Source organism: Legionella londiniensis (genome assembly GCF_001467825.1).
Lineage (GTDB): Bacteria > Pseudomonadota > Gammaproteobacteria > Legionellales > Legionellaceae > Legionella_A > Legionella_A londiniensis.
The window spans coordinates 12,682-37,841 of record NZ_LNYK01000026.1; the positions used below are offsets into that span (position 1 = coordinate 12,682).

Consider the following 25,160-nt stretch of genomic DNA (forward strand, 5'->3'; position numbering starts at 1 on the left):
GATTTCGATTATTATCATTCGGCGGCAGGCTTTCGCAAGCTGGAAAGCGGGATCAATGTTTCCGTTCCTTTATGTGACTGATATTGCATGCCCTTCCATGCGTGGCCATAAATGACTTCATAACTTAAGGGATAATGCCCGGCCTCAGTCTTAAAGGCCAGCATCGATTGTTTGAATTTTTCAAAGCTTCTTTTGCCGGTTAAACCGCGGTTACGCCCCGGATTGACATTGCGGACCCCCTGAGCTTTTAATGCCTTCAATAATTGAGATAGACTTTTATAGCGCACGCCAAGCATTTCCATATCGACTACCGGATCCAGAAAACGAGCATGAAGCAGCGCATCGCCGATATCATGCATATCAACAAATTCATTCGTATGGGCATAACCATCGTGGGACCAGCTGTTTTTTAATTCAAAAAAGGTATCAGGACCCAAAGTAGAAAACATAAAACAGCCGTTCGGATTCATGATGCGATTCATTTCACCAAAAATATGAGGCAGGGAATTCGCCCAATGAATCACCTGGTTTGCAAAAATGAGATCAAAAAGCCCCGAGGGAAACGGCAATTGATTCATATCGCCATTAATCAAAAGCCATTTTTTTCTAAAACCTTGTTTTTCTTTTGCCTTTTTAAGCATGGCAACAGCCAAATCAAGGCCTATGATTTCTGCTTTTGGATAATGTTGCCTAAGCCGCCTGGAAAAAACACCCGTGCCACACCCTAAATCCAAAATGTAACGAGGATTAATTTTCAGATAGTGCAAGCGGTCAAAAAGACGCTCGCCAATTTCATACTGTATTTTCGCATACTGCTCATATTCATCAGCATGCGCATTAAAAGAATTGCAAATTTCAGATTCCGCCTTCATGCTTAGCTTCCAACCGCGCAATGTACAGGAAGTCAAACCCGTATGATTAAAATGTCTAAAAGTATATCACAGATGATGCGATTGCCTCGTATCTGTCCACTATGTTGCCAATATCATCTGGAGCAGTATGCAGTATGCGGCGATTGCCAAACATTATTGACTCCATTGGGCAAGTGCTGCCAGGTTTGCGCCCTGCCAATGTCTTCTGGCCAGCATCCGATCTGCGGACACTGCATTCGACAAAAACCTTATTTTGACCGGGTGTACGCAGGATATCAGTTCACTGAGCCGTTAAGAGCCCTGATCCATGAGTTTAAATATCATGAAGGGCTGTATCTTACCTCTTTTCTTACCCAGCTCATCCTCGATGGTTTAGCCGAAAAACCAGCAGTTGCCCCCTGCCTGCTGCCCGTTCCCACGCATCGCAAACGATTGGCTGAACGAGGGTATAACCACGCTGCAGAATTAACAAAATGCCTGGCAAAACGGTTACAATTTCCCTATGATTTAACGACTGCCAGAAAAATTGTTAACACCGCAAACCAGGCAAGCCTCAGCCGGAAAGCAAGAAGCACCAATCTGCAAAAAGCTTTTTCCATCGGCAGAATTTCATTTGCCCATGTCGTCATCGTTGATGACTTGCTAACCACAGGCAGTACCGTCAATGAACTGGCCCGCCTTATTAAAATAAAAGGAGTAGAACGCGTTGATGTCTATTGCTGCGCCAGGGCGATAATGGATTGATCTTTTGGCCTGGGCCATTGCAACCCGACATTGAGCAAGTTTCAAAACCGCTCAATGCCGGTGTAACCTATATTTTATTCACCATCTCTGATCCCACCTCCGACAAGCCAAAATTTACTGTTTTAACAGCAAAAAAACTGTCTTTTTGCAGCGGCTGCTTATGATGTTCTGTAACGTGGTGTTTAAGGTTATTTTCATCTGGTTCAAGCGGTAAAGCGCCATCAAACAATTCTCTAATGCCGCTCTCTTTGCCGAACAACACGCGGTATCGCGTATCCAGAGCGCACATTTCTATTTTTAAAGTTTGCCTGTATTTTTCTATGAAAAAAGGCTTTTGTACTATTTCTGCAAAATTTTCAACAGCATTCTCAAGATTCTTAAAGTTATTCTGCAAATCAATAATCATGTCGCGGAAATTATCCTGCAAGCTTCGGCTTAAGCTTTCGTCGGAGGATAAATCCCTGTCTGTTTCTTTAATATAATCACTAAATTGCTGAATTTCTCGTGCGACCTGTGAAATACAATTCAATAAAAATGTTTGAAATGCCTGATACTGCAATACATTGCGATAATGCTCAAGGAGATCATCAATCTGGCGAAGGAGCATCGCAATTTGCAGCATGCGATACTGATTTTTGGGCAAGGCGTTGAGATTTTCTTTTAAATTTTTGGAAGTATTTGTTTTCTCTTTTTTTGTGCCAAGTAATGCGGATAACTGCCAGCAATAATAGCCTTTCTCTTCTGCGGCGTTTTCGCAAATTTCCCGCACTTGTTGCATGCCATGCAACAGGTTCGGTTTTATTTCACCCTGTTCACCAATAATTCCCGTTTCAATACCATAGTTTTGTAGGACAAGCGTCATGAGAGGCAAAAATCTTCTTGCCGTCAATGAGGAAGCTTCTTTGTATTTCGGGTTAAAGATTGACACCTGCAGTTCATCTTCACTGATTTTCTGCAGCGGAGCCAGAAACTTGTCTCGAATTTCTCTAAGGGTTTCCGCTAACTCGACAGCACTGACAGTAGATTTTTGGACAATTTTTTTAAGAAGTTTATTTTGCTCGCTGCTTGTCAAATGGCAAAATAAAATCATTGCGTCCAATGTGGTTAATAAAGGCGCATTCATAAGGGCTTTTTCAGGTACCAAACCGGCAGAATCATTAAATGCCTGTAATAGATCAGGGTTTTTCTGCAGCAATAACTGAATATAACTTACATTGGTTGCCAGTTCCTCTTCGCCATTGGTTCGGCAATAGACGGATTTAATCAGGCTTTGGTTTACAATTCTGATGCCTTGATGAAGGCAGTTGGTAACATCGTTGAGGTTAAAAGCGTATAATTGTTCCTGAACATAAGCTGTTCTTAATGCCTTGATATGCATCTCCGCTTTGACAAGAAAATGCATCAATTCCCTTTTATGCTCGCTCAGCAGGTTTAAATTCGGCGAGGCTTCTTTATTTAATAATTTGCTTATCACCCCTTCTGCTTCACGGCAAAGGCGAACACATTGCTCAAGACTGAGCGGCAAGCCAGTTTTTTGGTCGAATGGGTGTTCAAGATTCCATAATAAATTCGCAATACTCATAATAATAAAGCGCGGTACGCGTAATTGATTCAAATAATTATCTTTCTCAAAAGCCGACTTAAAAAACTCGATAAACTTGCTGTCATTCGTAAAATCCAAGTCAATATCAGCAATCGCATCAGGAAGCGCTGTTTTTAAAAATAAGCGGACAGCAAGGCGCTGACTATCGAGAGGGCTTTTCTGAACCAGTACGGGGCTTAATCCTTCACTCATCCGATAACAGGGCAAAACTGAATAAAAGCGATGTTTTTTCTTTTCATCAAGAATAGCAGGCTGTATCCCGAACAAGTTAAAAAGGGGAGACTGTTCTATAAGGGCGATAAAAGCCGCCATGACCTGCTCTTCTTTGGATAAATCCTGTCTTTCCTTACTGGCGGGCAATAAAAAAGTTGCAATATGAGCCTGCCGTTCCTTGTCGAAACTTAAGCGCGCATTACCCAGCACATTCAATTGTTCCTTAATGGCAAAATAAGCCAGCTCCAGTACTTGCACCATGCTGAGCGTTATAATCTGGGAGGAAGCAAAGGGTAAAATATTTTTTGAGGATGTTTTAAACAGCTCGGATTTCTGCAAAAACCCTGTTTCTTCTTTTTTGCCGGAAAAATCAGCCGTGATATCCCTCAAGGCGATCCTTAAGGCAAGCTCATTTTGCTCATTGGCGTACATAGTCATATCCTTATGTTGGTTGTATATAAGCATTTTATTATGGCTTAGAAGAGAAAAAAAAGCTCGCCGCGCGGGCGAGCTTTTCAGCGCTGGCAAAAGGGAATGGCGGTAAGACGATGCTTACCGCATATGTACAGTTATTGCTTTAAGAGATTTTGACTGTCTTCTGCGCTATCAATCCCTTCCACATTATTTTGCTCTATGCTCACCCCTTTGGATGGGACAATTTCTTTAGGCGTAAATCCAGGTTTGAAAAATCCACCATGGGCCAGGTTATACCCAAGTTTATAAGTGGTTTGGGCAGCCAGGGCGATAGCTGTTGCCAGATTCAAGGTTAATACCCCAAGCAACAGCATGCCGAACTTGTGATCATAGTTTTCCATGGTCTTGAAAATCGTTGCTGATAAGCCAAGAGTCGGCAAAATCAACAGGTAAGCCGCAAATTCATTGCTGGTTATATTGTACTTACCGCTGCCCTTGTGGTGTGCATCATGAAGATAACTCAGGCGCTTATTTATTTTAGCCTGTTTCTGCTTTTCATTATCCTCTTTATCCTCATTCAAATCATCTGGCACAGATTGGAGTTGATGCGGCGGCGCAAGTTCAACTTCTGGATGATTATCAAAATCGCGGCGCACTTTTTCAATATTGGTTTTTAGGTTTTGAAGGCGCGCCAGCTCTTTTTCTTCATCTTCTGAACGCTCTACCTGTTGCTCTAACCGGCTGATTTGCCCTTCAAGTTGTTGCAATGAAGTTTTAGCCGCATACTGGCAGTTCTTGCGTGCAAATACGCCTTTGCTGTGCATGGCAACTGTAGGGCGAGGCGGATAATTGTTGAGTATTCTTCCGATTTTTGACACCTCATTTTTTATTGCCTCACTTATTTCTTCCCGAGCCTTGGCTTCTTTCTTTTCCTCAGACAACTTGCAATAGGGGATATTTTGTTTGGCTTGTTTAAGTTGTTTTTCATGAGGCAACTTTGAGAAGTTTGTATCGGATACTTGTTCTTCGATATATTCTTTTATTAAATTAGCCTCGTTTTTCTTGACATACTCTTTTATATGCGTATCAGTTAAATATTGCTCTTCAAATTCCTGTTCAATTTCTTTCGATGTTTTGTTTTTATACTCATTATATATGAACTCATCTTTTTGCTTTAATCTTTTAAACTTGAAATTTGTATCAGAATTATCATCAAAACCATAAATGCCTGCCACCGCATCATAGCAGGCTCCAAACACTTTGCTGTTGCCGGTAATGGTTATATGATCATCATGGGTGGAATAGGTCGTGACTATCGTATCCGGCGAGCAAAAGGTCAGCCTTGATAAATCGTGGGGTATGAAAAATAAGTTTTCATGATCCTCGGCATAAAACGCGGTAAAGGTTTTAACACTCGGCGGAATAACGCGCTTCTTCCATTCCATTTCATGGAAAGGTCCAGGAACAGGGTCAGTCAAAACCAAATGGAGCTTGATTGTGTTCCCATATCTGGCATAAATTTCGTTAGCCAAATAAATGGCATTGATGGCACCGCGGCTGTGGCCTGAGAGCACCATCTCTTCTGGAAGCTTCCCTTCTTTTTTGAGTTCTTCGAGCAGGTTTAAAATCAGTTCATTATTTTCATGTTCGCCCGCACCCTGGAGAATTCCCGCTCCCAAAGCTCCAGTATCGGTCTGCGAGGCCAAATTACCAATAAAATGGTTGGTTTCCTCCGCGTCAGATTGAGAAGATGAAACGAGACTGCCCGAAAACCAGCCGCCTACTGATCTTTTCTGACGATAAGCAATATTAGGCGCATTAATACCGCTCCCTGCCCCCTCCAATTCTATCAAAGGAATATCATGTTGGTGGCGCAATTGATCAAGTGCAAAGCGGGTAGGGAAATTATCTGTCGCACTACCGCCGGTACCCGGAATATGCACACTTAATATTTTACAGGTTTTTAATTTACCTTTAACCTCTTGAGACAATGTTTTCGGAAGGGCAACCTTGACCATAACTTTTTTCCTTTAGTGGATTCATGTTCAAAATTATAACAATCAAAGCTTAAGATAAAATTATTTGCATTTACTTTTTTTATAGGCTAAATAAATCCTTCGTTTCAGATCATTGTTTTATTGAAGGATATGACATGCTTTTCCCCACCAATGAACTCATTTTGGCGACCAGCAACCCTGGTAAAATAAAAGAATTAAAAGAGCTTCTGTCGCCGATAGCATGCATTTCCCAGCAGGAACTTGGAATCACGGACGCAGAAGAAACAGGACTGAGTTTTATTGAAAATGCCATTCTTAAAGCCCGCCATGCAAGCAGCCTTGGCAAAAAACCCGCACTTGCTGATGATTCAGGCCTTGTGGTTAAAGCGCTTGCCGGCCAGCCGGGTATTTATTCAGCCCGCTTTGCCGGTCAGAATGCAAGTGCAGAAGATAATAGCCGTTTGCTTTTAAAGCAGCTCGAGCATATTGGCGATGAAAAGGCGCGCTCTGCCTATTTTTATTGTGCCATTGCAGTGGTCGAGCATGAATACGACCCCACTCCGCTGATTGCGACAGGGAAGCTTGAAGGCTATATCACCCGTAAACCCCAAGGCACAGAAGGTTTTGGCTATGATCCGGTCTTTTATCTTCCTGAATATCATTGTACCGTGGCTGAACTTCCCATAGCGGTTAAAAATAAAATCAGCCACCGGGCACAAGCTTTAATGTATCTTAAAAGCACGCTCTTCAGATAATGAAGGGTGTAGGCAAGTTTGAATAAAACCATGGAGCTCAATGCTGATATTTGCGCAGGGAGTATTGCCTTCGTTGTCTTTAACGTTAACCGAGGCGCCGTGTACAATCAGCAATTTTATCATCTCCCTGTTGTTTGCTTTAACGGCATAGAAAAGAGGCGTTTTGCCTGCAGCATCCTGAAGGTTCACTTCGGCGCCGGCAGCAAGCAAGATCTCGGCACAGGAAAAATGGCAACCAATAACAGCCCAGTGTATTGCACCACGCTGTAGTTTTAATGAATCTTTTTTATCGATATCGATTGTTTTGATATGATTAAGGATTATTTTCAGCTCAAGTTCCTTACCCCAGGCGGCTGCCCTTCTTAAGGCCTGATCAAGGTCAGGATTTGACTGTTCATCATTCTTGCGAAGCACCCTTAAAACCTTAAGACACTGCTTAGATCCTGTAGACCGGGTGGGTTCGCCAAGAAAAGCAAGCAATCGGCCTGCAATCTTTCCATTCGCTTCAGCAACGATCGTTTTGTTAATCCGCGTCAAGTCATGGACTGCTTCCTTTGATGCCATCATTTTCTTAAGCTCGTTTAATTTAGAAAACTCAAGAGGTTTGGGAGCAAAGAGCACTGTTGCAAATTTAAAGATAAGATCAGACGTACATGAATTTTTAGAGTCCTGACTGGTGCAAAGCGAATGAACCGCGGTCAAATAGGACAGGACAAAATGCTCGTTATTATTCATATACTGATAAAATGGAAGCTTGCCTTCACTCATTGCCTCAAGCGTGCTCATGACTCCTGTCGAGATGACAAAAGGCAGGGCGCTCGCTACCATATGTCGCATCGTCAGGTTATCCAGAGACTGGTGGCAGGTCATGCTCTTTAGTTCATCGCTTTCCATTTGCATGCCAAGATTGAAAAGAAAAGAACCAGGATCAAGATTACCCACCAGTACATAGTGGGGGTATTGGGTCAATTGCATATATTGCCCAATCGTACGCCCTTCATCGAGCGGAGATATGCTGGCCAAATAAATGAACCCAAAATTCCCGTTTGGGATTTTCTTTTTTTCATCAATACTGAGCTCTTTTAGCTCAGACGAATCTTTAATCTTTGGTATGCCGAACCGACTTTTACCAAGGCCGCTGTTTAATACATATATATCCTTATCGTCAAAAAAGGATAAAAGCCCCGATTGTTCCCCGTTGACCATATTCATATATGACAGCTTGTTAAAACTGGGCTGATTTGCAGCGCCAACGAATAACATTTTACTATCCGGGGACAATACTCTTTTCACAAGTTCAACTGGTGCATATTTGCAGCGATTGGCTTCTATAAATGCGACCACTTCGTTATGCGTTGTGTCAAAAAATTCCAGCGCCGCAACCTCTATATCGATTCCTTCAATAGAAATTTTCCCTTCTTTAGACTTCCCGTATAAACTCTGATATTTCCATAACCCTTCAACAGTACTGGTTAATACAACAGAGATGGGGCTTTTTTGCAAAGTCAGTTCGTGAGCAAGGTCTTTGGCCAGAGCGCCGGCCAGAGCAAAATCACCTTTGGCAGTATCGTTAACACAGTTTGCATAAATTAAAATTACTTTTGCCATAATGCATGCGGAATGGAATGATGTTGGGCTCGGATTGTAAAGGAGAAATATTAAGAGAATATTAACATTTGAATAAATTATTGCGCATTTTTAACTGTTTTTTGCCAGAAAGAAATCGCCATTATGCTAAAATAAAGTTATAAAATGTATTGAATAAAAGAAACTTGCCAGGCTGCCTGACTTGATTAGGCCTTTTATAATTGATTCTTCATTTAATAATCCAGTTAGCAATGAATTTTGAACTTCAAACCCTGTTTGCCAAAGCTTATCAATTACAGCAGCAAAATGAGCTCAACCAAGCCATAGATGTCTATGATAAATTGCTTGCTTTATCGCCTCTGCACCCTGAAGCATTGCAGTTTATGGCGCTTGCCCAGGCGCAGCTTGGCAACATGAAAGAAGCCATAAGCTATTTCCAAAAAGCATTAGCTTTGCGGCCAGAAGATGAGAATCTTCACAACAATATTGCCAATGCCTACAAGAAAGCTGGTCTTTTGGATAATGCTGTGCGCCATTATCAAGAAGCCTTGCGGCTGAATCCCCGCTACGCCCAGGCGCACAACAATCTTGCGGTGCTCTATGATGCGAATAAAGATTACAAATTGGCGCTCTATCATTACCGTGAAGCAGTTCATGCCCAACCAGATTTCCTGCCCGCGCACTACAATTTGGGTTTATTGCTTTTAAAAAAAGGGCAATTGCATGCAGCCAAAAGGCAATTTACCAATGTCATTTCCCTTTATCCTAATCATTTGGATGCCCATTTTTATCTTGGAATACTGAACCTTCAAGAGGACAATCTCGACGAGGCTGAACAATCTTTTCAGGCTGTATTGGGTATTGACAGCGAGCATATAGAGGCATTGATTAATTCAGGGGTTATCGCTTTGAAACGCGATGAGGGGCAAAAGGCGGTTGATTATTTTACCAAAGCATTGGCTCTTGACGAGCGCAATATTGAAGCCCGCAATAATCTCGCCGCCACTTTTATGCATTATGACCGATTTGAAAATGCCTTGATGCATTATGACGTCTTATTGGAAAAAGAGCCACAAAATATTGAATATCTTTATAATTCAGGCGTAGCTCAGATGACTTTAGGTCATCTGCAGGAGGCAACGAATTATTTTGAGCAGATCCTGGCGCTGGATGATGCTCATTTTGCTTCCTTAACCAATCTTGCAGCCATTTACATCCGGCTTGAAGATCACGCTTCAGCCATTGATTTTTTAAAACGTGCCCTCCAAATTCAGCCAGAGGATTCCTCCGCGCGCTTTATGCTGAATGCGCTGACCAACGAAGACAAAAATCCTGAACCTTCCAAAGATTATGTGACCAATTTATTTAATAATTATGCATTGTATTATGACAAGCACATGCAGGAAACCTTGCACTACAAGCTTCCTAATTATATCGCGCAAGTGCTGCATCGGTTGCACTGTTTGCAGGCCAAGCGCACCCTTGATCTTGGCTGCGGCACCGGGTTATGCGGCGTGGTATTGCGTGAACTGAGTGAGCACTTGACCGGCATCGACATTGCCCCCAAAATGCTCTCCATTGCCCGGGAAAAAGGAATTTATGATGAATTAATTGAGGCCGATTTACTGAGTTATCTGCAAGGGAACAAAGAAACATTTAATCTGGCAGTGGCAGCAGATGTCCTTCCCTATCTTGGCGATTTAAGCCAGCTGTTCGTAGCCGTCCGTGCCAATCTGGCTGACAATGGCCTATTTTTATTCACCAGCGAAATAAGCGTTCAACAAGACTGGTGTTTACAATCGAATGCCAGATTCTGCCATCATCCTGATTATATCCAAAATTTGGCCAGGAAATGCCATTTTCGACTCCTTCATCAGGAAAAAATTACGGCGCGAACTCAAAATCAAGAAGCAGTTCCCGTAATGTTATATGTTCTGAAAGCCAATCCTGACCCAGAAAAGACAAAAGCGCGGCAAGCCGATTAGCCATACAAAAACAGTCTTGCCCTGACCGTAATGATTTATTTTTAATCAGTTAATTATTCCTTAAGAAAGGCCGAATATAATACAAACACCGAAACTGCAAGGCGAAGAGGGTTATGCCTTATACAGAGCAAGGTGCCATTATTGACGGCATAAACCGACAATACAAACGAGACCGGTTTCCGGCTGAGCTTAAATTAAATGATGAGGGCGTTTGCCGCGGCCTGTCAACAGTATATGCGTATTATGCACTGCAGAACAAGGAAGATGATTTTAAAAAAATCTTAGAAATCATTGCCAGCGGCAATTTTGAGAATGGAGGCCTTAGCAAAGAGGAGATTTATCTTTTTGCACAACGGGTACTGATTGCTCAATCACCCCAAAAATATGCCTTGCACCTCTCTCAGCCCACCTCCATGGAAACGCTTCATATTAATCATAAGCCTTTACGATCTTCTTTTAATTTCGCGCTGGCTGCAAGCGATCAAAGCTGGGCAAAAATCATCAAAGAGATTAATTTGCAATCAAACGAGGTCATGCTCCTTGGCAGCACCGACCATGCCGCAGCAGTCCGAAGAAAAAATAATGGCTATATTGTTTACGACCCAAATTACGAGAGTAGTTTTAAATATTTTAATGATGAAAAAGCCTTGATAAGAGAACTCCATGGCAATGTTTTTGGTTATCTGATGTTTGGTAACCTGGGCCTTTCAGTCAATGTGATACGGCATCCTGAAGCTCAAACCAGAATCTGTCCATTCCCCGATGCCACAAAGCTTTATGAAACATATGCGGGTTCAAAAAACAGTTCAGCCACGACTGTTCATACTTTTCCTAAATTGAAAAAATTCAATACGTTGATTCAATCCGCCAGCAGAGTCAATGATGCGAATGCCATTGCTTATTTACTGAACAATACAAACCCTAGTCATAAAGAAATTTTTTCTGCTGCGGTAAATGCCGTAGCGCACAATAATGTGGGGGCGTTAAAACCGCTCATTCCCAAAATCAAAGCACAAGATACCCAAAGGGACGAGATGAAAGGGCTTTTCTTACAAGCCCTGAAAGATGGCCGCCTTGAGGCTTTTTTGGCCCTGGAAGGCGAATTCCAGGAATATTTTCCTGGCTTGGCAGCCGTTCCTCTCATCAAGTGCGCAGCTCAGGGCGGAAACCCGCTTTTATTGGAAAAATTGCTGCAAAAGGTTAGCGATAATCTCAATAGCCATTTAAGTCACGAATTAGAAAAAAAATACAACGAGAGCAACGGCAGTTACAAACAATTACTGCTAAAACTGGTCAAAGAACATATTCTTTCTGAAAGGTTACGCATAGCTATCCCCGAAGCGATTCAAAGCGGCAGTACAGGCTGCGTTGATATCCTGTTAAAAGAATTAAAAAATCAAAACCATCAATTGAATGACAGGGAAAGGCTAGATTACCTGCTTGAGGCTGTTGCTAATAACAAGTTAGAAATAGTCAAGCATTTAATCGAAAACAATCCTGTCATTTCCAAAGAGCTGCTTTCGACAATTTCCATGACAAGCCTTGCCGTTAAGAGAACAGAACTACAAGTGCTCATGGTTCTGAAGCGGCAGGGGGTCATTTTCTCACCTGAAGCCTCAAACATCATTGATCAGAAACTTAAGGGTGGCTGGCTGAATGTTCATACCGTATTAGATTTGCTGTTGAATTACTTATATGATCTCTTTGGCAAAAAACAGGTTACCTATGAAGAAAGGCTTAAGGAATATAAAAAAAATAATTGCGAGATATTGCTGGCTGATCTTGAAAACCAGCTTAAACATTGCACCCAGGAAAAGCAAAGTGAGGTGGCGGCCTTCATTAAAAACAAGAGAGAAATGATTCATGCGGAAAAAGATTTAACCAAGCTGGACAGGGTTGCCAAAGAGCTCCAAGAAAAGCTCGAGGAACTCATACCCAAGATTTCGCTTGATGAAATAATTAATGATCTGCACGATATGGATCTAATATTAGATGAGTTGTTAGAGGGCAAGGTAGATGATGAGCACGATGAATTAAATGACGCAGAAACTGACGCGCTGCCCTCTGGCCAAGAAACTGTAATGAAGCAGGAAGAGGATTCAGTAAAAGCGCTGAAAAACCAAAGTTTTTTTTCTGACCTGCAAAACACTCAGGCACCATCAACACAACCCCCAAAGAATCAGCACTCAGCCAAAAAATAATTAAAAAGGAATTGCAAGACTTTTATCTACTGCGAGCAACTGGGTCTTAAACAATGCCTGGATTTCATGAAGGCTGGCTGTATCAATGGCTTCAAATCGGGCTACAAGACAGGGAGTAGTGTTAGATGCGCGAATTAACCCCCAGCCTTTTTCGAATTCAACACGTACTCCATCTACCGTAATTAAACTCGCTTCCGGGAAAGATGCCTGCTCAGAGAAGCGACGCATGAAAATAAATTTTTCCTCATCCGGGAGGGGTATTTTAATTTCAGGTGTATTAATACTGTCAGGAATCCTTTGAAATTGCTCACTGACCGACTCGCGGGAATAACTTAAAATTTCCAGCAGCCGGCATGCGCTGTAGAGTGCGTCATCAAAACCATACCAGCGGTTTTTGAAAAAAATATGGCCGCTCATTTCTCCAGCCAGCTCGGCTTGTTCCTGGCGCATGAATTTTTTGACCAGCGAATGTCCTGTCGGACACATTTTGGCCACTCCGCCTTTCTCTGCAATGACACGGGCTAAATGAGCAGAGCATTTCACATCAAAGACGATGGTAGAGCCTGGGTTATTTTTTAATATATCGCAAGCATAAAGCATCATGAGCCTGTCTGGCCAGACGAGTTCCCCTTCATTCGTAACAACACCCAGCCTGTCAGCATCGCCGTCAAAAGCAAGTCCAATATCAGCCTGATGCTGTAAGACCATGGCTTTTAAATCCAATAAATTGGCCTCGACAGTGGGATCAGGATGATGATTGGGAAAAGTTCCATCGACCTCACAATAAAGCGGTATCACTTCACACCCCAAACGCTTGATAAGTTCTGGCGCTATGGGGCCTGCAATCCCGTTTCCGCAATCAACAACGACTTTTAAAGGCCGTCCAAGTTTGATATCACTGACTATACGCTGGCAATACGGGCCTATGAGATCAAGCGCTTTATAACGGCCTGCTCCGCTTAGCTGTTTAGCAGACTGATGAAGTTCATATAATAAATCAATCTCATCATTGGCGAGCGTCGACCCCTGCAATACCATTTTGATGCCGTTATAATCTGCAGGGTTGTGGCTGCCTGTCACCATCAAGCCACAATCAATTCCCTGAGTATGCGTTGCAAAGTACATCAAAGGAGTCGGTACCTCACCCAAGTCGAATACATCAATACCGCTGTCTAAAAGACCCTGACGCAATGCCCTGGCCAAAGCTTCGCTGCTTAAGCGACCATCGCGAGCCAGAAAAATAGAGCTTTGATTAATACCGGCTAAACGGCAACTGATGGCCTTGCCAATACTGTAGAATGAATTTTCATCCAGTTGCTCGCCAATCACGCCGCGGATATCATAAGCGCGAAATACGCTTTTGGTAACAGGTTTATATTGATATAGCTGCAAATTAACTTCTCCCTGAGCTGCCAAATCCATTTTCGCCTCGATGAGTTCCAGCAAATGAGTCAACAATCTCAAATGCCGCTTTGACGACAGGCAAAAAAACCAGTTGAGCGATGCGATCGCCTGGTTCAACAGTGAAATGCTCCTGGTTGCGGTTCCAGCAAGAGATTTTTAATTCGCCCTGATAGTCGGAGTCAATTAATCCCACTAAGTTGCCAAGTACAATCCCATGCTTATGGCCGAGACCGGATCGGGGTAAAATCACCGCTGCCATATTCGGATCAGCTATATGAATGGCAATGCCTGTGGGAATTAAAACTGTTTCGTGAGCAGCTATCTGCAAAGGAGAATCAATGCAGGCGCGCAAATCAAGTCCTGCCGAACCAGAAGTAGCATAAGCAGGCAATGGAAAGACTTTGCCGATGCGATGATCAAGAATCTTTAATTGAATTTGATGCTCCATACCCGTTCCAAAAAATAAGGGCAACGCTTGTTTAATTACCCCATCGACCTTTCTCTCCGTTCATCTCCTGCAAGCAGTAGAGAGGAAAAAGGGCGGCAAAATTAAACAATCGTTTTGTTGTCAAGATGCAACATTTTGCAAGTTTGCTGCAAGGATTGCAATAATTTGTCCGGCAAGACTTGTCTTATTCGTAAGCGAGAGCTCAATTTTTTCTTTAGCAGTCAAGATGGTGACCTCGTTGTAATCCTCATCAAAACCAAGTCCTTTGCCGACTTGGTTGGCAATAATCATATCCAGTTTTTTATTGATTCTTTTTTTCTCGGCATTCTGGATCACTTGTGATGTTTCTGCAGCAAACCCCACTACATAAGCTGCCTTGCCGCTTTTTGCTACTTGAGCCACAATATCAGGATTGGCAGTTAATTCGATGCTTGGATTCGGATTATCTTCTTTTTTGATTTTATGAGCAGCAGCATTCTTTGGGCGATAATCTGCAACCGCAGCCGCTGCAATAAAAATCATATCTTCCTGCAAATGATTCATCACAGCATTTGCCATTTCTTCGGCTGATTCAACACATTGAAAATTGACTCCAGGAGGGGGAGGCAACTCAGTTGGACCGCTTATCAGAGTCACTTCGGCGCCTGCTATACTTGCGGCCATTGCCAGCGCATACCCCATTTTTCCCGAGCTTCGATTGCTGATATAACGCACGGGATCAAGCGCTTCGCGGGTAGGGCCTGCGGTTATCAAGACTTTTTTGCCCATTAAAAGCCGATTTACCTTATGGAGCAGCAAGGCTTTAACAATGTTATCCGTCTCGCTCTGGCGTCCAAACCCCTCCTCTCCACAGGCCTGTGATCCGGTTTCCGGGCCAATCACAATGACGCCGCGGCGTTTGAGCAATACAATATTGTCCTGGGTGGCTTGATGCTCCCACATGCTGCGGTTCATCGCAGGACAAACAAAAACCGGTATTTCGGCAACCAGATATAATGTTGACAACAGATCATCGGCTATTCCATGGGCAAACTTTGCAATGGAGTTAGCTGATGCCGGCGCTATGACCAGATAATCAGCCCATCTTGCAAGCTCAATATGGCTCATGGCCCGCTCTGCTTCAGTATCAAATAAGGTGCAGCGCACATCATGGCCACTTAAAGCCTGCATGGTCATAGGCGTTATAAATTCCCGGGCAGAGGACGTCATCACCACCCTGACCTCGGCGCCCTGGCGCGTCAACGCACGCACAAGAAACGCAGATTTATAGGCAGCAATGCCGCCTGTAACGCCAAGCAATATCTTTTTACCTTTAAAATCTTGCATCTAACACCCATTTCAAATAAGAATAATTCCCTACGGGTCAAATTCCATGTTGATCTGCATGCAGTATATGATCAAAACAAAAACCTCGCTATAAAGGAATCATTCATGAACAACACTCGAAGCCCAGGAGGGGCGTATGGCCTATTTCATGCTGATTTACAGGCACTTTCTGACACAGAACTTTTGGCTGCATTCCTGGGAAGCATCCGTGACAAGCACAAAGCCATAACTTTAGCTCATCGCTTAATGGCGTGTTATGGAGATTTGCGCGCCCTGTTAAACAGCAGCCTTGAAGCCTTTTGCGCTGCTTCAGGCATAAACAGCTCGTTTTACATTCAAATGCAAGCAGTGCGCGAAATGTGCCGCCGCAGCGACTGGATTCATCTGCAAAATCAAACAGCACTTGCAAATATAGAAGAGACTCATGTTTTTTTAAAACGAAGGCTTCGCGACAATAGAAATGAAACCTTTGCCATTTTATTTCTCAATAATCATCACCAAGTTCTGGCATATGAAGAATTATTTCATGGCACGGTCAATTATGCGACAGTTCATCTGAGAATCCTTGTTGAACGAACACTCCATCATAATGCCGCAGCACTTATCCTGGCCCACAATCATCCTTCAGGCATCTCAAGGCCAAGCGCTCATGATTTGACAATAACAAAGAAATTGGCCAAAGCCTTGCAACTGATTGATGTACGGCTTCTTGATCATCTGATCATTGGTGATAATGAAATTTATTCTATTATGCAATCTGGCAAAAAGCCCTGTTATTAGGCTATCTTTCTTTTACATATAAACCCGGGGCGTCAGCCAGAATCTCAAGTCCTTTCTCTGGCGCTCCCATGCCTGGCGGCGGGATTTTTTCGGATGATTTATCAGCCAGCCATTGATGCCATGCCACCCACCAGGAGCCTTTCTTGCTTTTATGTTCTGCAAACCATTGTTCGGGGGCAATGTATTTCATCTTGGCTGTTTTTTTACCGATGCGATAACTTCTGCCCTTATGGCCAGGCTCAGAAACAATTCCGCCATTATGCCCCATATTGGCAAGCACAAAGGTAATCTCTGCCCCATGTACATATAAATTAATCTTGTATACCGATTTCCAGGGGGCAATGTGATCTTTTTCTGTCGCTACCGAAAAAATAGGAATTTTGACATCGCCCAAGGTGACAGGTTCGCCATCAATCTGATAATTTCCTTCTGCCAAATCATTATTCAAATGAAAATGGCGCAAATATTCGGAATGCATCTTATAGGGCAATCTTGTGGTGTCTTCGTTCCAGGCAAGCAAATCGATCATGCGTTGGCGCTCCCCCAGTAAATAGTGGGCAACAGCTTTTGACCAAATCAACTCCTTAGGGCGAAGCAAATCAAAAGTGGATGAGAGCTGATCGCCACGCAGGTAGCCTTGTGAAAACATGATGTCTTCGAGATAGCAAAGCTGATTTTCATCAATAAAAGTCATTAACTCTCCCGCTTCCTCAAAATCGGTTTGAGCAGCGAAAAGCGTCATGGTTTTTAGGCGTTTGTCCTCTTGTCTTGTTAAATATGAAGCGGTCATGGCAAGGATAGTACCGCCGATGCAATAACCGGCCGCATGTATTTTTCCCTGTTCGGTGATTTCTGTAACCACATTGAGGGCTTTTAATACCCCTTGTTTTAAATAATCCTCCATTCCGTATTCCCGATAGCTGGCATCAGGGTTTTTCCAGGAAATCATAAATACAGTATGTCCCTGTTTAACCAGATAATCGACCATGGAATTCTCAGGAGACAGATCCAAAATATAATATTTCATAATCCAGGCAGGAATAATGAGCAACGGCTCAGGATAAACCTGTTTGGTCTGCGGCTCATACTGGATTAGTTCAAAAAGATGATTACGGTAAACAATTTTACCAGGAGTGACTGCAACATGTTTGCCGACAATAAAATTTTCTGTGCCAACAGGCCCTTCATTAGTCAGAAACCGTTTTAGGTCTTCCTGCCAGTTTTTCCAGCCATCCAATAAGTTTTTGCCTTTGGTAGAAATAATTTTTTCCTGGACTTCAGGATTAAAAAAAATACTGTTTTCCGGGGATAAAGCATTTAACCATTGAAAATGAACAAAAGACACCAGATCCTTGTGGTTTTTATCCAGCCCGCGTATATTCGTTGCCTCCTGCCACCAATCCTCTACCCGGAGAAAAAATTGGGCGATAGCGCAATAAGGCCATTTCTTCCAAGCTTCGCTTTGAAAACGTTCATGAAACCGCCTGTCCTCAATGTCAAAACAAGAACTGGATTTTTTATAAAAATAATCGGCATTGCTGTTCCAGAAATCTGTATATTGTTTGCAGGCGCTTTCGATTAATTGCAAACGCTTGTTTGGCGAAATCATCAGATGGGCAAACCAATCCGTGTAAGCAATCAGCAAGGCAGCCGGAGAAAGGCCTGTGGTCATTTGACCGATATTGGCATGAAAAACTCTATCAAGCAGTTCTGCGCGTTTTTTTGAATTTTTTTCTTTAAAAATATTTTCAAATGAAAGAAAGCTCTCGGTCACTTTTTTTAATGCATGATGCAGGCTTTTATGAACGATCGTATGCTTGGTCAATTCTGAAAAATTTTTATTGCTGCTTTCCTGATCCATGGCGGCCAATAGCTCCTGTTGCATTGCACAATACTAGCTTAGTTGAGAATGCGCTATCTTTCCAGCTACAACACTCTTGGAATGCCAATTTGTAAATATTGAGATCTTGTTGTATTATAAATTTACATAAAATCATCAAGGACGAGCTCATGAAACGATGGATAATCGCCTTTCTTCTCTCCCTTTCTGTGACTGGCATTACTGGATGCGGATTTGATCTTAATTGTGAAACCTGCGGCGGCACGAGTTACGTTTTTAATTATTCAGCAACCAGTTGCTGTCCTGCCACACCATGGTAGAATAAAATAAGGCTTGATTCACAATCAATTCTCCTATGCTCACTGTGAAAGGGTATGCAGCCCCCGCAGCCAAACAAAAACTGGTTCCTTTTTCTTTTACAAGGCGTGCGCCTGGAAAAAATGATGTCACAATAGATATTCTTTTTTGCGGTATCTGCCATTCGGATATTCATAAAGTCCGTAATGAATGGGGTGAAGGCGTCTTTCCAATGGTGCCGGGCCATGAAATCGTAGGCATCGTCTCTGCAGTAGGCACAAAGGTTGAACGCTTTAAAGTAGGTGATCCGGTTGGCGTTGGCTGCTTTATCGATTCCTGCGGTCTCTGTGAAAATTGCCTTGAAGATTTGGAGCCCTATTGTACTTCAGGTGCAACTTTAACCTATGGCAGCCCAACACATGATGGCAGAGGGATTACCCAAGGCGGATATTCAACCTGCATCGTGGTCAAGGAAGATTTTGTCGTTCATATTCCTCAAGGCCTCGCTTTGGCAAAAGCTGCTCCCTTGCTCTGCGCCGGAATTACGGTTTATTCTCCTCTGAAACACTGGAAAGCCGGCCTCAATAAAAAAATCGCCATTATTGGACTTGGCGGATTAGGCCACCTTGGCGTAAAAATAGCCCATGCACTGGGTGCGGAGGTCACTATCCTGAGCCATACGCTTGACAAGCAGGAAGATGCCCTAAGGCTTGGAGCATCATATTTTTACGACACATCAGATCCCCATGCCTTCGCAACGCTTAAAAGCCGATTCGACCTGATTATCAATACTGTATCTGCACCAATCGACTGGAACCAGTATCTTGCTTTATTAAAGCGTGATGGAACCATGGTTGTTGTTGGAATTCCTGAAGAGGCAATTCCCGTTCATGCCTTCTCTCTCATTAGCGCGAGAAGAAGTTTATCAGGCTCACTGGTAGGCGGTATCAAGGAAACGCAGGAAATGCTGGATTTTTGCAGCCAGCACAACATCACAGCCGAGATTGAAGTCATCCCTATCCAAAACGTCAATAAAGCGTTTGAACGGATGCTTAAAAGCGATGTTCGTTATCGTTTTGTTATTGACATGGAATCTTTAAAAAACGACGGGTAAACTCCGCTTCTGCCAGAGGTTCGCTGTAATAATATCCTTGTTGTATGAAACAACCGAGTTCTGACAATAGTTGAGCCTGCTCGATATTTTCTACACCTTCAGTGACTAAATCCATTCCGAGGTTACTGGCCAATGCGACAATAGCCTTGACAATGTTGATGTTTTTTTTATCCTCCGGCAAACCCTGGATGAATATTTTATCGATTTTGATGGTTTTTACAGGAAGCATTCTTAAATAGCGCAATGAAGAATATCCTGTGCCAAAATCATCGATACATACTTTACTGCCAATTTTATTGATTTGATTCAAGATCAAATTGGTGGTTCTGAAATTTTCTATTAAAGCGCTTTCTGTAACTTCAAATTCCAGGCAGCCGGGATCTATATTGTATTCTTTGACAATGAGCTGAATTTTTTTGCCAAGTTCCTGTTTCGTTAATTGTTTTGCCGCAAGATTAACTGCAAGCGGAGGCGGTTTAATGCCTTGATTTTGCCACCTTTTAATTTGCTCACAGGTGGATTGGATAACCCATTCTCCTATAGGAAAAATCAAATTGGATTCTTCAGCAAGCGGGACAAACAACTCAGGTGATATCATCCCCCGCGCGGGATGATGCCAACGTATTAACACTTCTGCTCCCACAAGCTCATGATTTCTTTGATCCACTTTTGGCTGAAAATGGAGCAGAAATTCCTTGTTTTCCAAGGCGCTATGCATATCCTGCAGCAGCCGATTGCGCTCTTGAACCATGTCTTCAAGTTCACTCGAGAAAAACTCATAACGGCTTCTTCCGCTTTCTTTCGCCTTATACATAGACATATCGGCACACTTCAACAACTCATCAGCAGTTTTGCAATCATCTGGGTAAATGACAATGCCGATACTTGCCGAGGCATAGTATTCTATGTCTCGCAGGTTAAAGGGCTGTTTAAACGAATGTAACAATTTTTCGGCAACTGCCATGCATTTGTGACGCGCTGTTTCGTAGTTGACAAGATCAGTTATTAATATGGTAAATTCATCACCGCCAATGCGTGCCAATAAAATATGATCGCCAATTGCCTGCTGCATGCGTTTGGCAACTTGAGCCAACAAATAGTCGCCAACCGTATGACCCATGGCATCATTTATGTCCTTAAAATTATCAAGATCCACAAACATCAAAGCACAGCGATTATCCATTCGGCCAGCGCGTTGGATTGCCTCATGCATCGCGTCTCTCAATACCAAACGATTGGGCAACCCGGTTAAATCGTCATACCGCGCTTGTCTGTATAAACGCGCTTCCCACTCAGCATGAGTAAAAGCGACTGAAGCGCGATAAAAAACATCGTGCAATTGTTCTGTATCGCATTCATTAAAGGTATTGATATCAGAAAATCCAATACAAAATAATGCAGTTACCTTCTCCTGGTAGAAAATGGGGAAAATAAATGCATACTTAATATTGTGCTGAACCAGTATTTCAAGATAAGGAGGCGGATCCGATTCAGTTAAATTTAATGCGCTGTCCCCGCTGTTGCAGATCTGCTCCAGCTCATGGTGTGTAATGTGCGTTATACGGGTTTGTACCGCATCATGGTCAGGATCATCGCTTAATAGATGAATTTTTTTGTTTGGCTTGTCAGAAGGTTGCAATATTCCAAGGACAAGCAAATCATAGTCAACCAATTCTCTTAATCTTTCAAAAATAATGCGCAAAACCTGCTCTCCTTTCTCAGTCGCCAGAATTGCCTGATCGAGGGTAGAGAGTAAAGACAGGGTTTGAAACTGCTGGCGCAACCTTTTCGACATGGTATTAAAAGCATCACCCAATTCTTCAAACTCATCATTACTCTTTACATTCACTGGTTGCGTAAAATCCCTTCTTGCTATCCGCCTTGTTGCCTGTCTTAGCTTTTCAAGGGGAATCAAATAACGTCGAATTTGAGCTTGGCTTAACAACAGGCTTAACAACAGGGCGAAAACAACGATGGGAATAAATAAGGCGTATAAGGATTTTGCTTGTGAAAAGATGCTGGCTTTCGGCTGGGCCAACGCGATAAACCAATTTTGAGAGTAAAGGCGCTGGCGTAAGAATATTTTCCAATAGCCTACAAAATAGGTGGTATCCCCAAACTCCCAGGCAAAAGCACCCGAGTCTTTCCTGGCCTTTTCTATGGCTAAATTTCCTGGGGGTGAAATAGCGGTATTGGATCTAATTAAACGATCCTCTGGCCCGATCACCCAGAATTTCGCATGAGTTGGAATGTCAAAATCCCATATATCGCCTACTTGTCCCAACAAATACTGCTTCTTATCCAGGCGATGAACCAAAATGACCTTGCTATTCTTTTTTGCTTCCCCTTCCTGCACCGTAATCCAGCTGCTGCCTTCCGGAATTGAGGGCATCCCGGCAGGAATGGATAAAAGCTTGCCTTTCAGGGCAATGGCGCCTGATGCAGATAAAAAGGTAATAGCTGCAAAATCAGGCGCTAAGAATATGAAGTTTTTTTCATTTTGACCTTTTTCGCTCGCCAAAAAAAGAATTGCCTTTCCCAAAAGATTAAGCTGGTTTTCAAGATGCAGCAGGCGCCCGATAATTTCCATGCCCATACTTTTGGCTTCCTTACGAACCTCGGCAAGGCTGCTTTCCCGGATTTGACGCTCAGTTTGAAATATTTGAAAAAAAGCAAGAAATATGAGAGGAATTAAGGCAGATACAACAAACAGCAGGAATATTCTGCGCGCTACTTTGCTCTGAAAAAAATTCAGTTCAATTTGCATGCCGCACCATCCTAGTTAATAATCCGAACCAAGGCCGATGTAGCTGCCATTGTTGGCTCGAATTACATCATCTTTACTGGCTTCCTCGCTGAGTGAGATTTTTGTTTTTCCATCAGCCCCCATACTGTATAGATCATAATCCGAGTTCAGTGGAAAGAGATTCTTATCCTTACGGGCTTGAGGATCGTTACCTTTTTCTGGCAATTCAGCAATATTTAGGTAATTATAAGGTTTCCCCCAAGGATCTAATCGGCCATCCATTCCGATTGCTGCAAGATTTGGGGGATATTTATATCCATTTTCCAAATAATAATTTTCAATGGCTATTTCTATATCCTTAATATCAGAAATAGCCTGCTCAACATTCGCCCTTTGGCGAGATGTATCATAAGTTTGCACAGTGACAACCAGCAATACAGCAATCAAAGCGGATACCAAAAGGATTTCTAAAAGAGTAAATCCCTTGTCCCGGCATTGCTTTGCAATAAGCATCAACTTACTGTTATTGGTTCGGCTGGCAATGTCAGCTGAAGATGATTTTTTGTTTTTCATATTATCAATATGTAGCACAGTTAGACATAATGGCAAGCTCTGTTTGCTCCTTTCCCTGACGTAAAAAGATGTTTTTATTTAATAAACTGACTATGCTTATTAACGAGGCGATATTTAATTTTTACCAATAAATGAAATTGTCATTACTCAATCAAAAATGCGATGAAAGGCTTTAAAATCAGCATCAGGGTTAGCATCATCACCTTATTCCTGCTCCTTTTAAGTTTAGTAGGGTTCACAATAATTGCTATAAATTACGTGGCACTTGATAAAATTCTGAGTACCAGCGCACAAAATTTAATTGAAAAGACCACATTATTGGTAAAAGAACGATTCAACAACTACCTGCATCCATTAAGTCAAGATTTAATCGAGATAAAGAATGCCATTAACCGCGGTATTGTCGATCCGGACAATACCCGGCAATTTGATCGCTTTCTCTTTGAATCCATACGTTATAATCCTGAAATATTTATGGTTTATTATGGAACAGCTGAAGGCGATTTTTATGGCGTTGACCGCGAACAAAAAGGGATCATAGGCTTAACCCATGTCATTAATTCAAAATCACCGCCAATTTCTGTGCGGTACGAATTAAACGAACAAGGAGAAAAAATCCAAAAAAAAATACTAACCCGCCACTATGATCCAAGAGTCCGACCCTGGTATCAAGAAGCAGTAGCTGCTGGAAAACCAATATGGACTGAGATATATCAATTTTATGTCTTTGAGAAAAGTGACTTTCTTGTTCCAGGAATCACTGCGGCTGCGCCCATTTATGATAAAAATCAAAAACTAAAAGGCGTGATAGCGCTGGATCTGACTGTAGACGGATTGCAGGAGTTTATCAGGCAATTGGATGTGACTGGGAATACAATGATTTATGTTACAAACAATGAATCCGCTGTTATTGCTTTTCGCGATCCAAATCACACAGAAGATCTCCGTGGGGAAAAACTGGGTCCTGATGAGATAAAAAAATATAACATCCCTCTTAAAGATCTTCACTTTCAAAACCGCATACCCTTGCAAAAATCCTACATGCATAACGATAAAGAATATTTTTTAGCATATCATTCTTTAGAAACCATAAACCCTGAAAGACCCTGGCACATCACCATCATTGTTCCTGAACATGATGTCCTGGCTCCGCTTAAGGCACTAAGCATGCGCACTTTTATCCTGACGATTTTGGTCTTGATCATTGGCGCATTCATCGCTCGCTTTTTATCGCAAAGAATCTCAAAGCCAATCATCCAGTTGGCAAATGATGCTCAAGAAATAACCCGCTTGAATTTAACTCCAAAACCATTGCTGAATACCATCATAAAAGAAATTAGTTATATGGATCAAACTTTGTCCACCCTTAGATCGAGCTTAACGTCCTTCCAACGTTATGTACCGAGTTCTCTGGTCAAAAAATTGATGAAATCAGGAAAAATTGCGGAAGTTGGCGGGCAAAATCAAATCATTACCATTTTATTTTCCGATATTAAAGATTTCACTCATATGGCTGAATCCACTCCTCCCGAACAATTAATGACCTACCTGTCTGATTACTTTCAAACCATGACTGACGCTGTAATACAACATGAAGGCACTCTTGATAAATATATAGGCGATGCAATCATGGCATTGTGGAATGCGCCCACAAAAGATGTAAAACATCCCTATCACGCCTGCCTTGCCGCAAGGGATATGATGCAGCGCGTTGAAAAACTGAATCAAAAAAACAGACATCAGGGGATTCCTGAATTTACCATCCGCATCGGCATTCACACGGGCGAGGCAGTTGTTGGTAATGTAGGCTCAGAAGACAGGCTAAGCTTTACAGCCCTTGGCGATTCAGTGAATTTAGCCAGCCGCCTTGAAGCCATCAACAAAAATTATTCAACCAATATTATTGTCAGCAAGGCCACCTACCAGGAGGTAGCCGATTTATTTCCTTTCCGCCTACTGGATCAAGTGACAGTACACGGCAAACAGGAAAGTACGGAAATATATGAGTTAGTTACGGCTCGGAATATTGAAAATCTTGAACAACACAGAAAAGAATTTAAGAAAGCTTTTTCCCTGTATCAAAAGGGGAAATGGGTAGACAGCATTGAAGCATTTGAAAAACTCACGCCCGCCTACCCAGGTGATATGCTCCCATCGACTTACATTAAGCGCTTGAAGCTTCTTGCTGAATCCCAACCAACCGATTGGGATGGTATCTGGCGCGAGAAGAAAAAGTAATTAGTAAAAACAGAAAAAAATTG

The 25,160-nt window shown here is 42.5% G+C and carries 18 protein-coding genes; 8 read left to right on the forward strand and 10 right to left on the reverse strand.

The genetic code is table 11. From position 1 onward, the window contains the following. Positions 1-14 precede the first annotated feature (14 nt). On the reverse strand, positions 15-872 hold the full coding sequence (gene bioC, locus Llon_RS08565) for a malonyl-ACP O-methyltransferase BioC (protein ID WP_058529654.1): 858 nt from the start codon (positions 870-872) through the stop codon (positions 15-17). A 51-nt stretch (positions 873-923) separates the two neighbouring features. Between bioC and Llon_RS08570 the strand changes: the two genes are divergently transcribed. After that, positions 924-1,616 (forward strand): ComF family protein, encoded by a 693-nt coding sequence (locus tag Llon_RS08570; RefSeq protein ID WP_237758300.1) that lies wholly within the window; start codon positions 924-926, stop codon positions 1,614-1,616. 67 nt (positions 1,617-1,683) lie between these two features. Here the strand turns inward: Llon_RS08570 and Llon_RS08575 are convergent, their stop codons facing one another. After that, positions 1,684-3,864, reverse strand: a complete 2,181-nt coding sequence (locus tag Llon_RS08575) for a hypothetical protein (RefSeq protein WP_058529655.1) — start codon at positions 3,862-3,864, stop codon at positions 1,684-1,686. A 137-nt stretch (positions 3,865-4,001) separates the two neighbouring features. Beyond that, a complete protein-coding gene (locus tag Llon_RS08580; protein WP_058529656.1) occupies positions 4,002-5,864 on the reverse strand; it encodes a V-type ATP synthase subunit E family protein in 1,863 nt (620 codons plus the stop codon). A gap of 134 nt (positions 5,865-5,998) precedes the next feature. Between Llon_RS08580 and rdgB the strand changes: the two genes are divergently transcribed. After that, positions 5,999-6,598 (forward strand): RdgB/HAM1 family non-canonical purine NTP pyrophosphatase, encoded by a 600-nt coding sequence (gene rdgB, locus Llon_RS08585; RefSeq protein WP_058529657.1) that lies wholly within the window; start codon positions 5,999-6,001, stop codon positions 6,596-6,598. Here rdgB and ankY read toward each other — a convergent pair. Beyond that, positions 6,566-8,206 carry a Dot/Icm T4SS effector AnkY/LegA9 gene (ankY, locus tag Llon_RS08590; protein ID WP_058529658.1) on the reverse strand — a complete coding sequence of 547 codons (1,641 nt, stop codon included), beginning with the start codon at positions 8,204-8,206 and terminating at the stop codon, positions 6,566-6,568. The genes rdgB and ankY overlap by 33 nt on opposite strands. 230 nt (positions 8,207-8,436) lie before the next feature. Between ankY and Llon_RS08595 the strand changes: the two genes are divergently transcribed. Both Llon_RS08595 and Llon_RS08600 read left to right on the forward strand, forming a co-directional pair. Then, a complete protein-coding gene (locus tag Llon_RS08595; RefSeq protein WP_058529659.1) occupies positions 8,437-10,170 on the forward strand; it encodes a tetratricopeptide repeat protein in 1,734 nt (577 codons plus the stop codon). A gap of 113 nt (positions 10,171-10,283) precedes the next feature. Further along, positions 10,284-12,371 (forward strand): hypothetical protein, encoded by a 2,088-nt coding sequence (locus Llon_RS08600; protein ID WP_058529660.1) that lies wholly within the window; start codon positions 10,284-10,286, stop codon positions 12,369-12,371. On the opposite strand, the gene Llon_RS08605 is transcribed toward Llon_RS08600, so the two are convergent. From Llon_RS08605 to coaBC, 3 genes are all read right to left on the reverse strand, one after another. Then, the gene (locus Llon_RS08605) at positions 12,372-13,793 is read right to left on the reverse strand and encodes a phosphomannomutase/phosphoglucomutase (protein WP_058529661.1); all 1,422 of its coding nucleotides are present in this window, start codon (positions 13,791-13,793) and stop codon (positions 12,372-12,374) included. After that, positions 13,765-14,223 carry a dUTP diphosphatase gene (gene dut, locus Llon_RS08610; RefSeq protein ID WP_058529662.1) on the reverse strand — a complete coding sequence of 153 codons (459 nt, stop codon included), beginning with the start codon at positions 14,221-14,223 and terminating at the stop codon, positions 13,765-13,767. Before dut ends, Llon_RS08605 begins: the two co-directional genes overlap by 29 nt. A 120-nt stretch (positions 14,224-14,343) precedes the next feature. Next, on the reverse strand, positions 14,344-15,549 hold the full coding sequence (gene coaBC, locus Llon_RS08615; protein ID WP_058529663.1) for a bifunctional phosphopantothenoylcysteine decarboxylase/phosphopantothenate--cysteine ligase CoaBC: 1,206 nt from the start codon (positions 15,547-15,549) through the stop codon (positions 14,344-14,346). A gap of 105 nt (positions 15,550-15,654) precedes the next feature. Here coaBC and radC point away from each other — a divergent pair, with 105 nt between their 5' ends. After that, positions 15,655-16,329 (forward strand): RadC family protein, encoded by a 675-nt coding sequence (gene radC, locus Llon_RS08620; protein WP_083503303.1) that lies wholly within the window; start codon positions 15,655-15,657, stop codon positions 16,327-16,329. Position 16,330: 1 nt separating this feature from the next. Here radC and Llon_RS08625 read toward each other — a convergent pair whose 3' ends face one another. Beyond that, a complete protein-coding gene (locus Llon_RS08625; protein ID WP_237758301.1) occupies positions 16,331-18,214 on the reverse strand; it encodes a PHA/PHB synthase family protein in 1,884 nt (627 codons plus the stop codon). A 125-nt stretch (positions 18,215-18,339) separates the two neighbouring features. Here Llon_RS08625 and Llon_RS11450 point away from each other — a divergent pair, with 125 nt between their 5' ends. Beyond that, entirely contained in the window at positions 18,340-18,489 is a 150-nt protein-coding gene (locus Llon_RS11450; protein ID WP_157079320.1) for a hypothetical protein, read from the forward strand. A gap of 35 nt (positions 18,490-18,524) precedes the next feature. After that, positions 18,525-19,580, forward strand: coding sequence for an NAD(P)-dependent alcohol dehydrogenase (locus tag Llon_RS08630; protein WP_058529664.1), 1,056 nt, complete (start codon positions 18,525-18,527; stop codon positions 19,578-19,580). Here the strand turns inward: Llon_RS08630 and Llon_RS08635 are convergent. Together Llon_RS08635 and Llon_RS08640 are read right to left on the reverse strand one after the other, a co-directional pair. Next, the gene (locus tag Llon_RS08635; protein WP_058529665.1) at positions 19,546-22,347 is read right to left on the reverse strand and encodes an EAL domain-containing protein; all 2,802 of its coding nucleotides are present in this window, start codon (positions 22,345-22,347) and stop codon (positions 19,546-19,548) included. The genes Llon_RS08630 and Llon_RS08635 overlap by 35 nt on opposite strands. A 15-nt stretch (positions 22,348-22,362) precedes the next feature. Beyond that, positions 22,363-22,899, reverse strand: coding sequence for a type II secretion system protein (locus tag Llon_RS08640; protein ID WP_202813351.1), 537 nt, complete (start codon positions 22,897-22,899; stop codon positions 22,363-22,365). 162 nt (positions 22,900-23,061) lie between these two features. Here Llon_RS08640 and Llon_RS08645 point away from each other — a divergent pair, with 162 nt between their 5' ends. After that, positions 23,062-25,137 (forward strand): adenylate/guanylate cyclase domain-containing protein, encoded by a 2,076-nt coding sequence (locus Llon_RS08645; RefSeq protein ID WP_058529666.1) that lies wholly within the window; start codon positions 23,062-23,064, stop codon positions 25,135-25,137. Positions 25,138-25,160 lie beyond the last annotated feature (23 nt).

Bases quoted from the DNA above. Each gene is read 5' to 3' on its own strand.
- bioC (WP_058529654.1), bottom strand. From the start codon at position 872: ATGAAGGCGGAATCTGAAATTTGCAATTCTTTTAATGCGCATGCTGAT.
- Llon_RS08570 (WP_237758300.1), top strand. From the start codon at position 924: ATGTCTAAAAGTATATCACAGATGATGCGATTGCCTCGTATCTGTCCA.
- Llon_RS08575 (WP_058529655.1), bottom strand. From the start codon at position 3,864: ATGTACGCCAATGAGCAAAATGAGCTTGCCTTAAGGATCGCCTTGAGG.
- Llon_RS08580 (WP_058529656.1), bottom strand. From the start codon at position 5,864: ATGGTCAAGGTTGCCCTTCCGAAAACATTGTCTCAAGAGGTTAAAGGT.
- rdgB (WP_058529657.1), top strand. From the start codon at position 5,999: ATGCTTTTCCCCACCAATGAACTCATTTTGGCGACCAGCAACCCTGGT.
- ankY (WP_058529658.1), bottom strand. From the start codon at position 8,206: ATGGCAAAAGTAATTTTAATTTATGCAAACTGTGTTAACGATACTGCC.
- Llon_RS08595 (WP_058529659.1), top strand. From the start codon at position 8,437: ATGAATTTTGAACTTCAAACCCTGTTTGCCAAAGCTTATCAATTACAG.
- Llon_RS08600 (WP_058529660.1), top strand. From the start codon at position 10,284: ATGCCTTATACAGAGCAAGGTGCCATTATTGACGGCATAAACCGACAA.
- Llon_RS08605 (WP_058529661.1), bottom strand. From the start codon at position 13,793: ATGGATTTGGCAGCTCAGGGAGAAGTTAATTTGCAGCTATATCAATAT.
- dut (WP_058529662.1), bottom strand. From the start codon at position 14,223: ATGGAGCATCAAATTCAATTAAAGATTCTTGATCATCGCATCGGCAAA.
- coaBC (WP_058529663.1), bottom strand. From the start codon at position 15,549: ATGCAAGATTTTAAAGGTAAAAAGATATTGCTTGGCGTTACAGGCGGC.
- radC (WP_083503303.1), top strand. From the start codon at position 15,655: ATGAACAACACTCGAAGCCCAGGAGGGGCGTATGGCCTATTTCATGCT.
- Llon_RS08625 (WP_237758301.1), bottom strand. From the start codon at position 18,214: ATGCAACAGGAGCTATTGGCCGCCATGGATCAGGAAAGCAGCAATAAA.
- Llon_RS11450 (WP_157079320.1), top strand. From the start codon at position 18,340: ATGAAACGATGGATAATCGCCTTTCTTCTCTCCCTTTCTGTGACTGGC.
- Llon_RS08630 (WP_058529664.1), top strand. From the start codon at position 18,525: ATGCTCACTGTGAAAGGGTATGCAGCCCCCGCAGCCAAACAAAAACTG.
- Llon_RS08635 (WP_058529665.1), bottom strand. From the start codon at position 22,347: ATGCAAATTGAACTGAATTTTTTTCAGAGCAAAGTAGCGCGCAGAATA.
- Llon_RS08640 (WP_202813351.1), bottom strand. From the start codon at position 22,899: ATGAAAAACAAAAAATCATCTTCAGCTGACATTGCCAGCCGAACCAAT.
- Llon_RS08645 (WP_058529666.1), top strand. From the start codon at position 23,062: ATGAAAGGCTTTAAAATCAGCATCAGGGTTAGCATCATCACCTTATTC.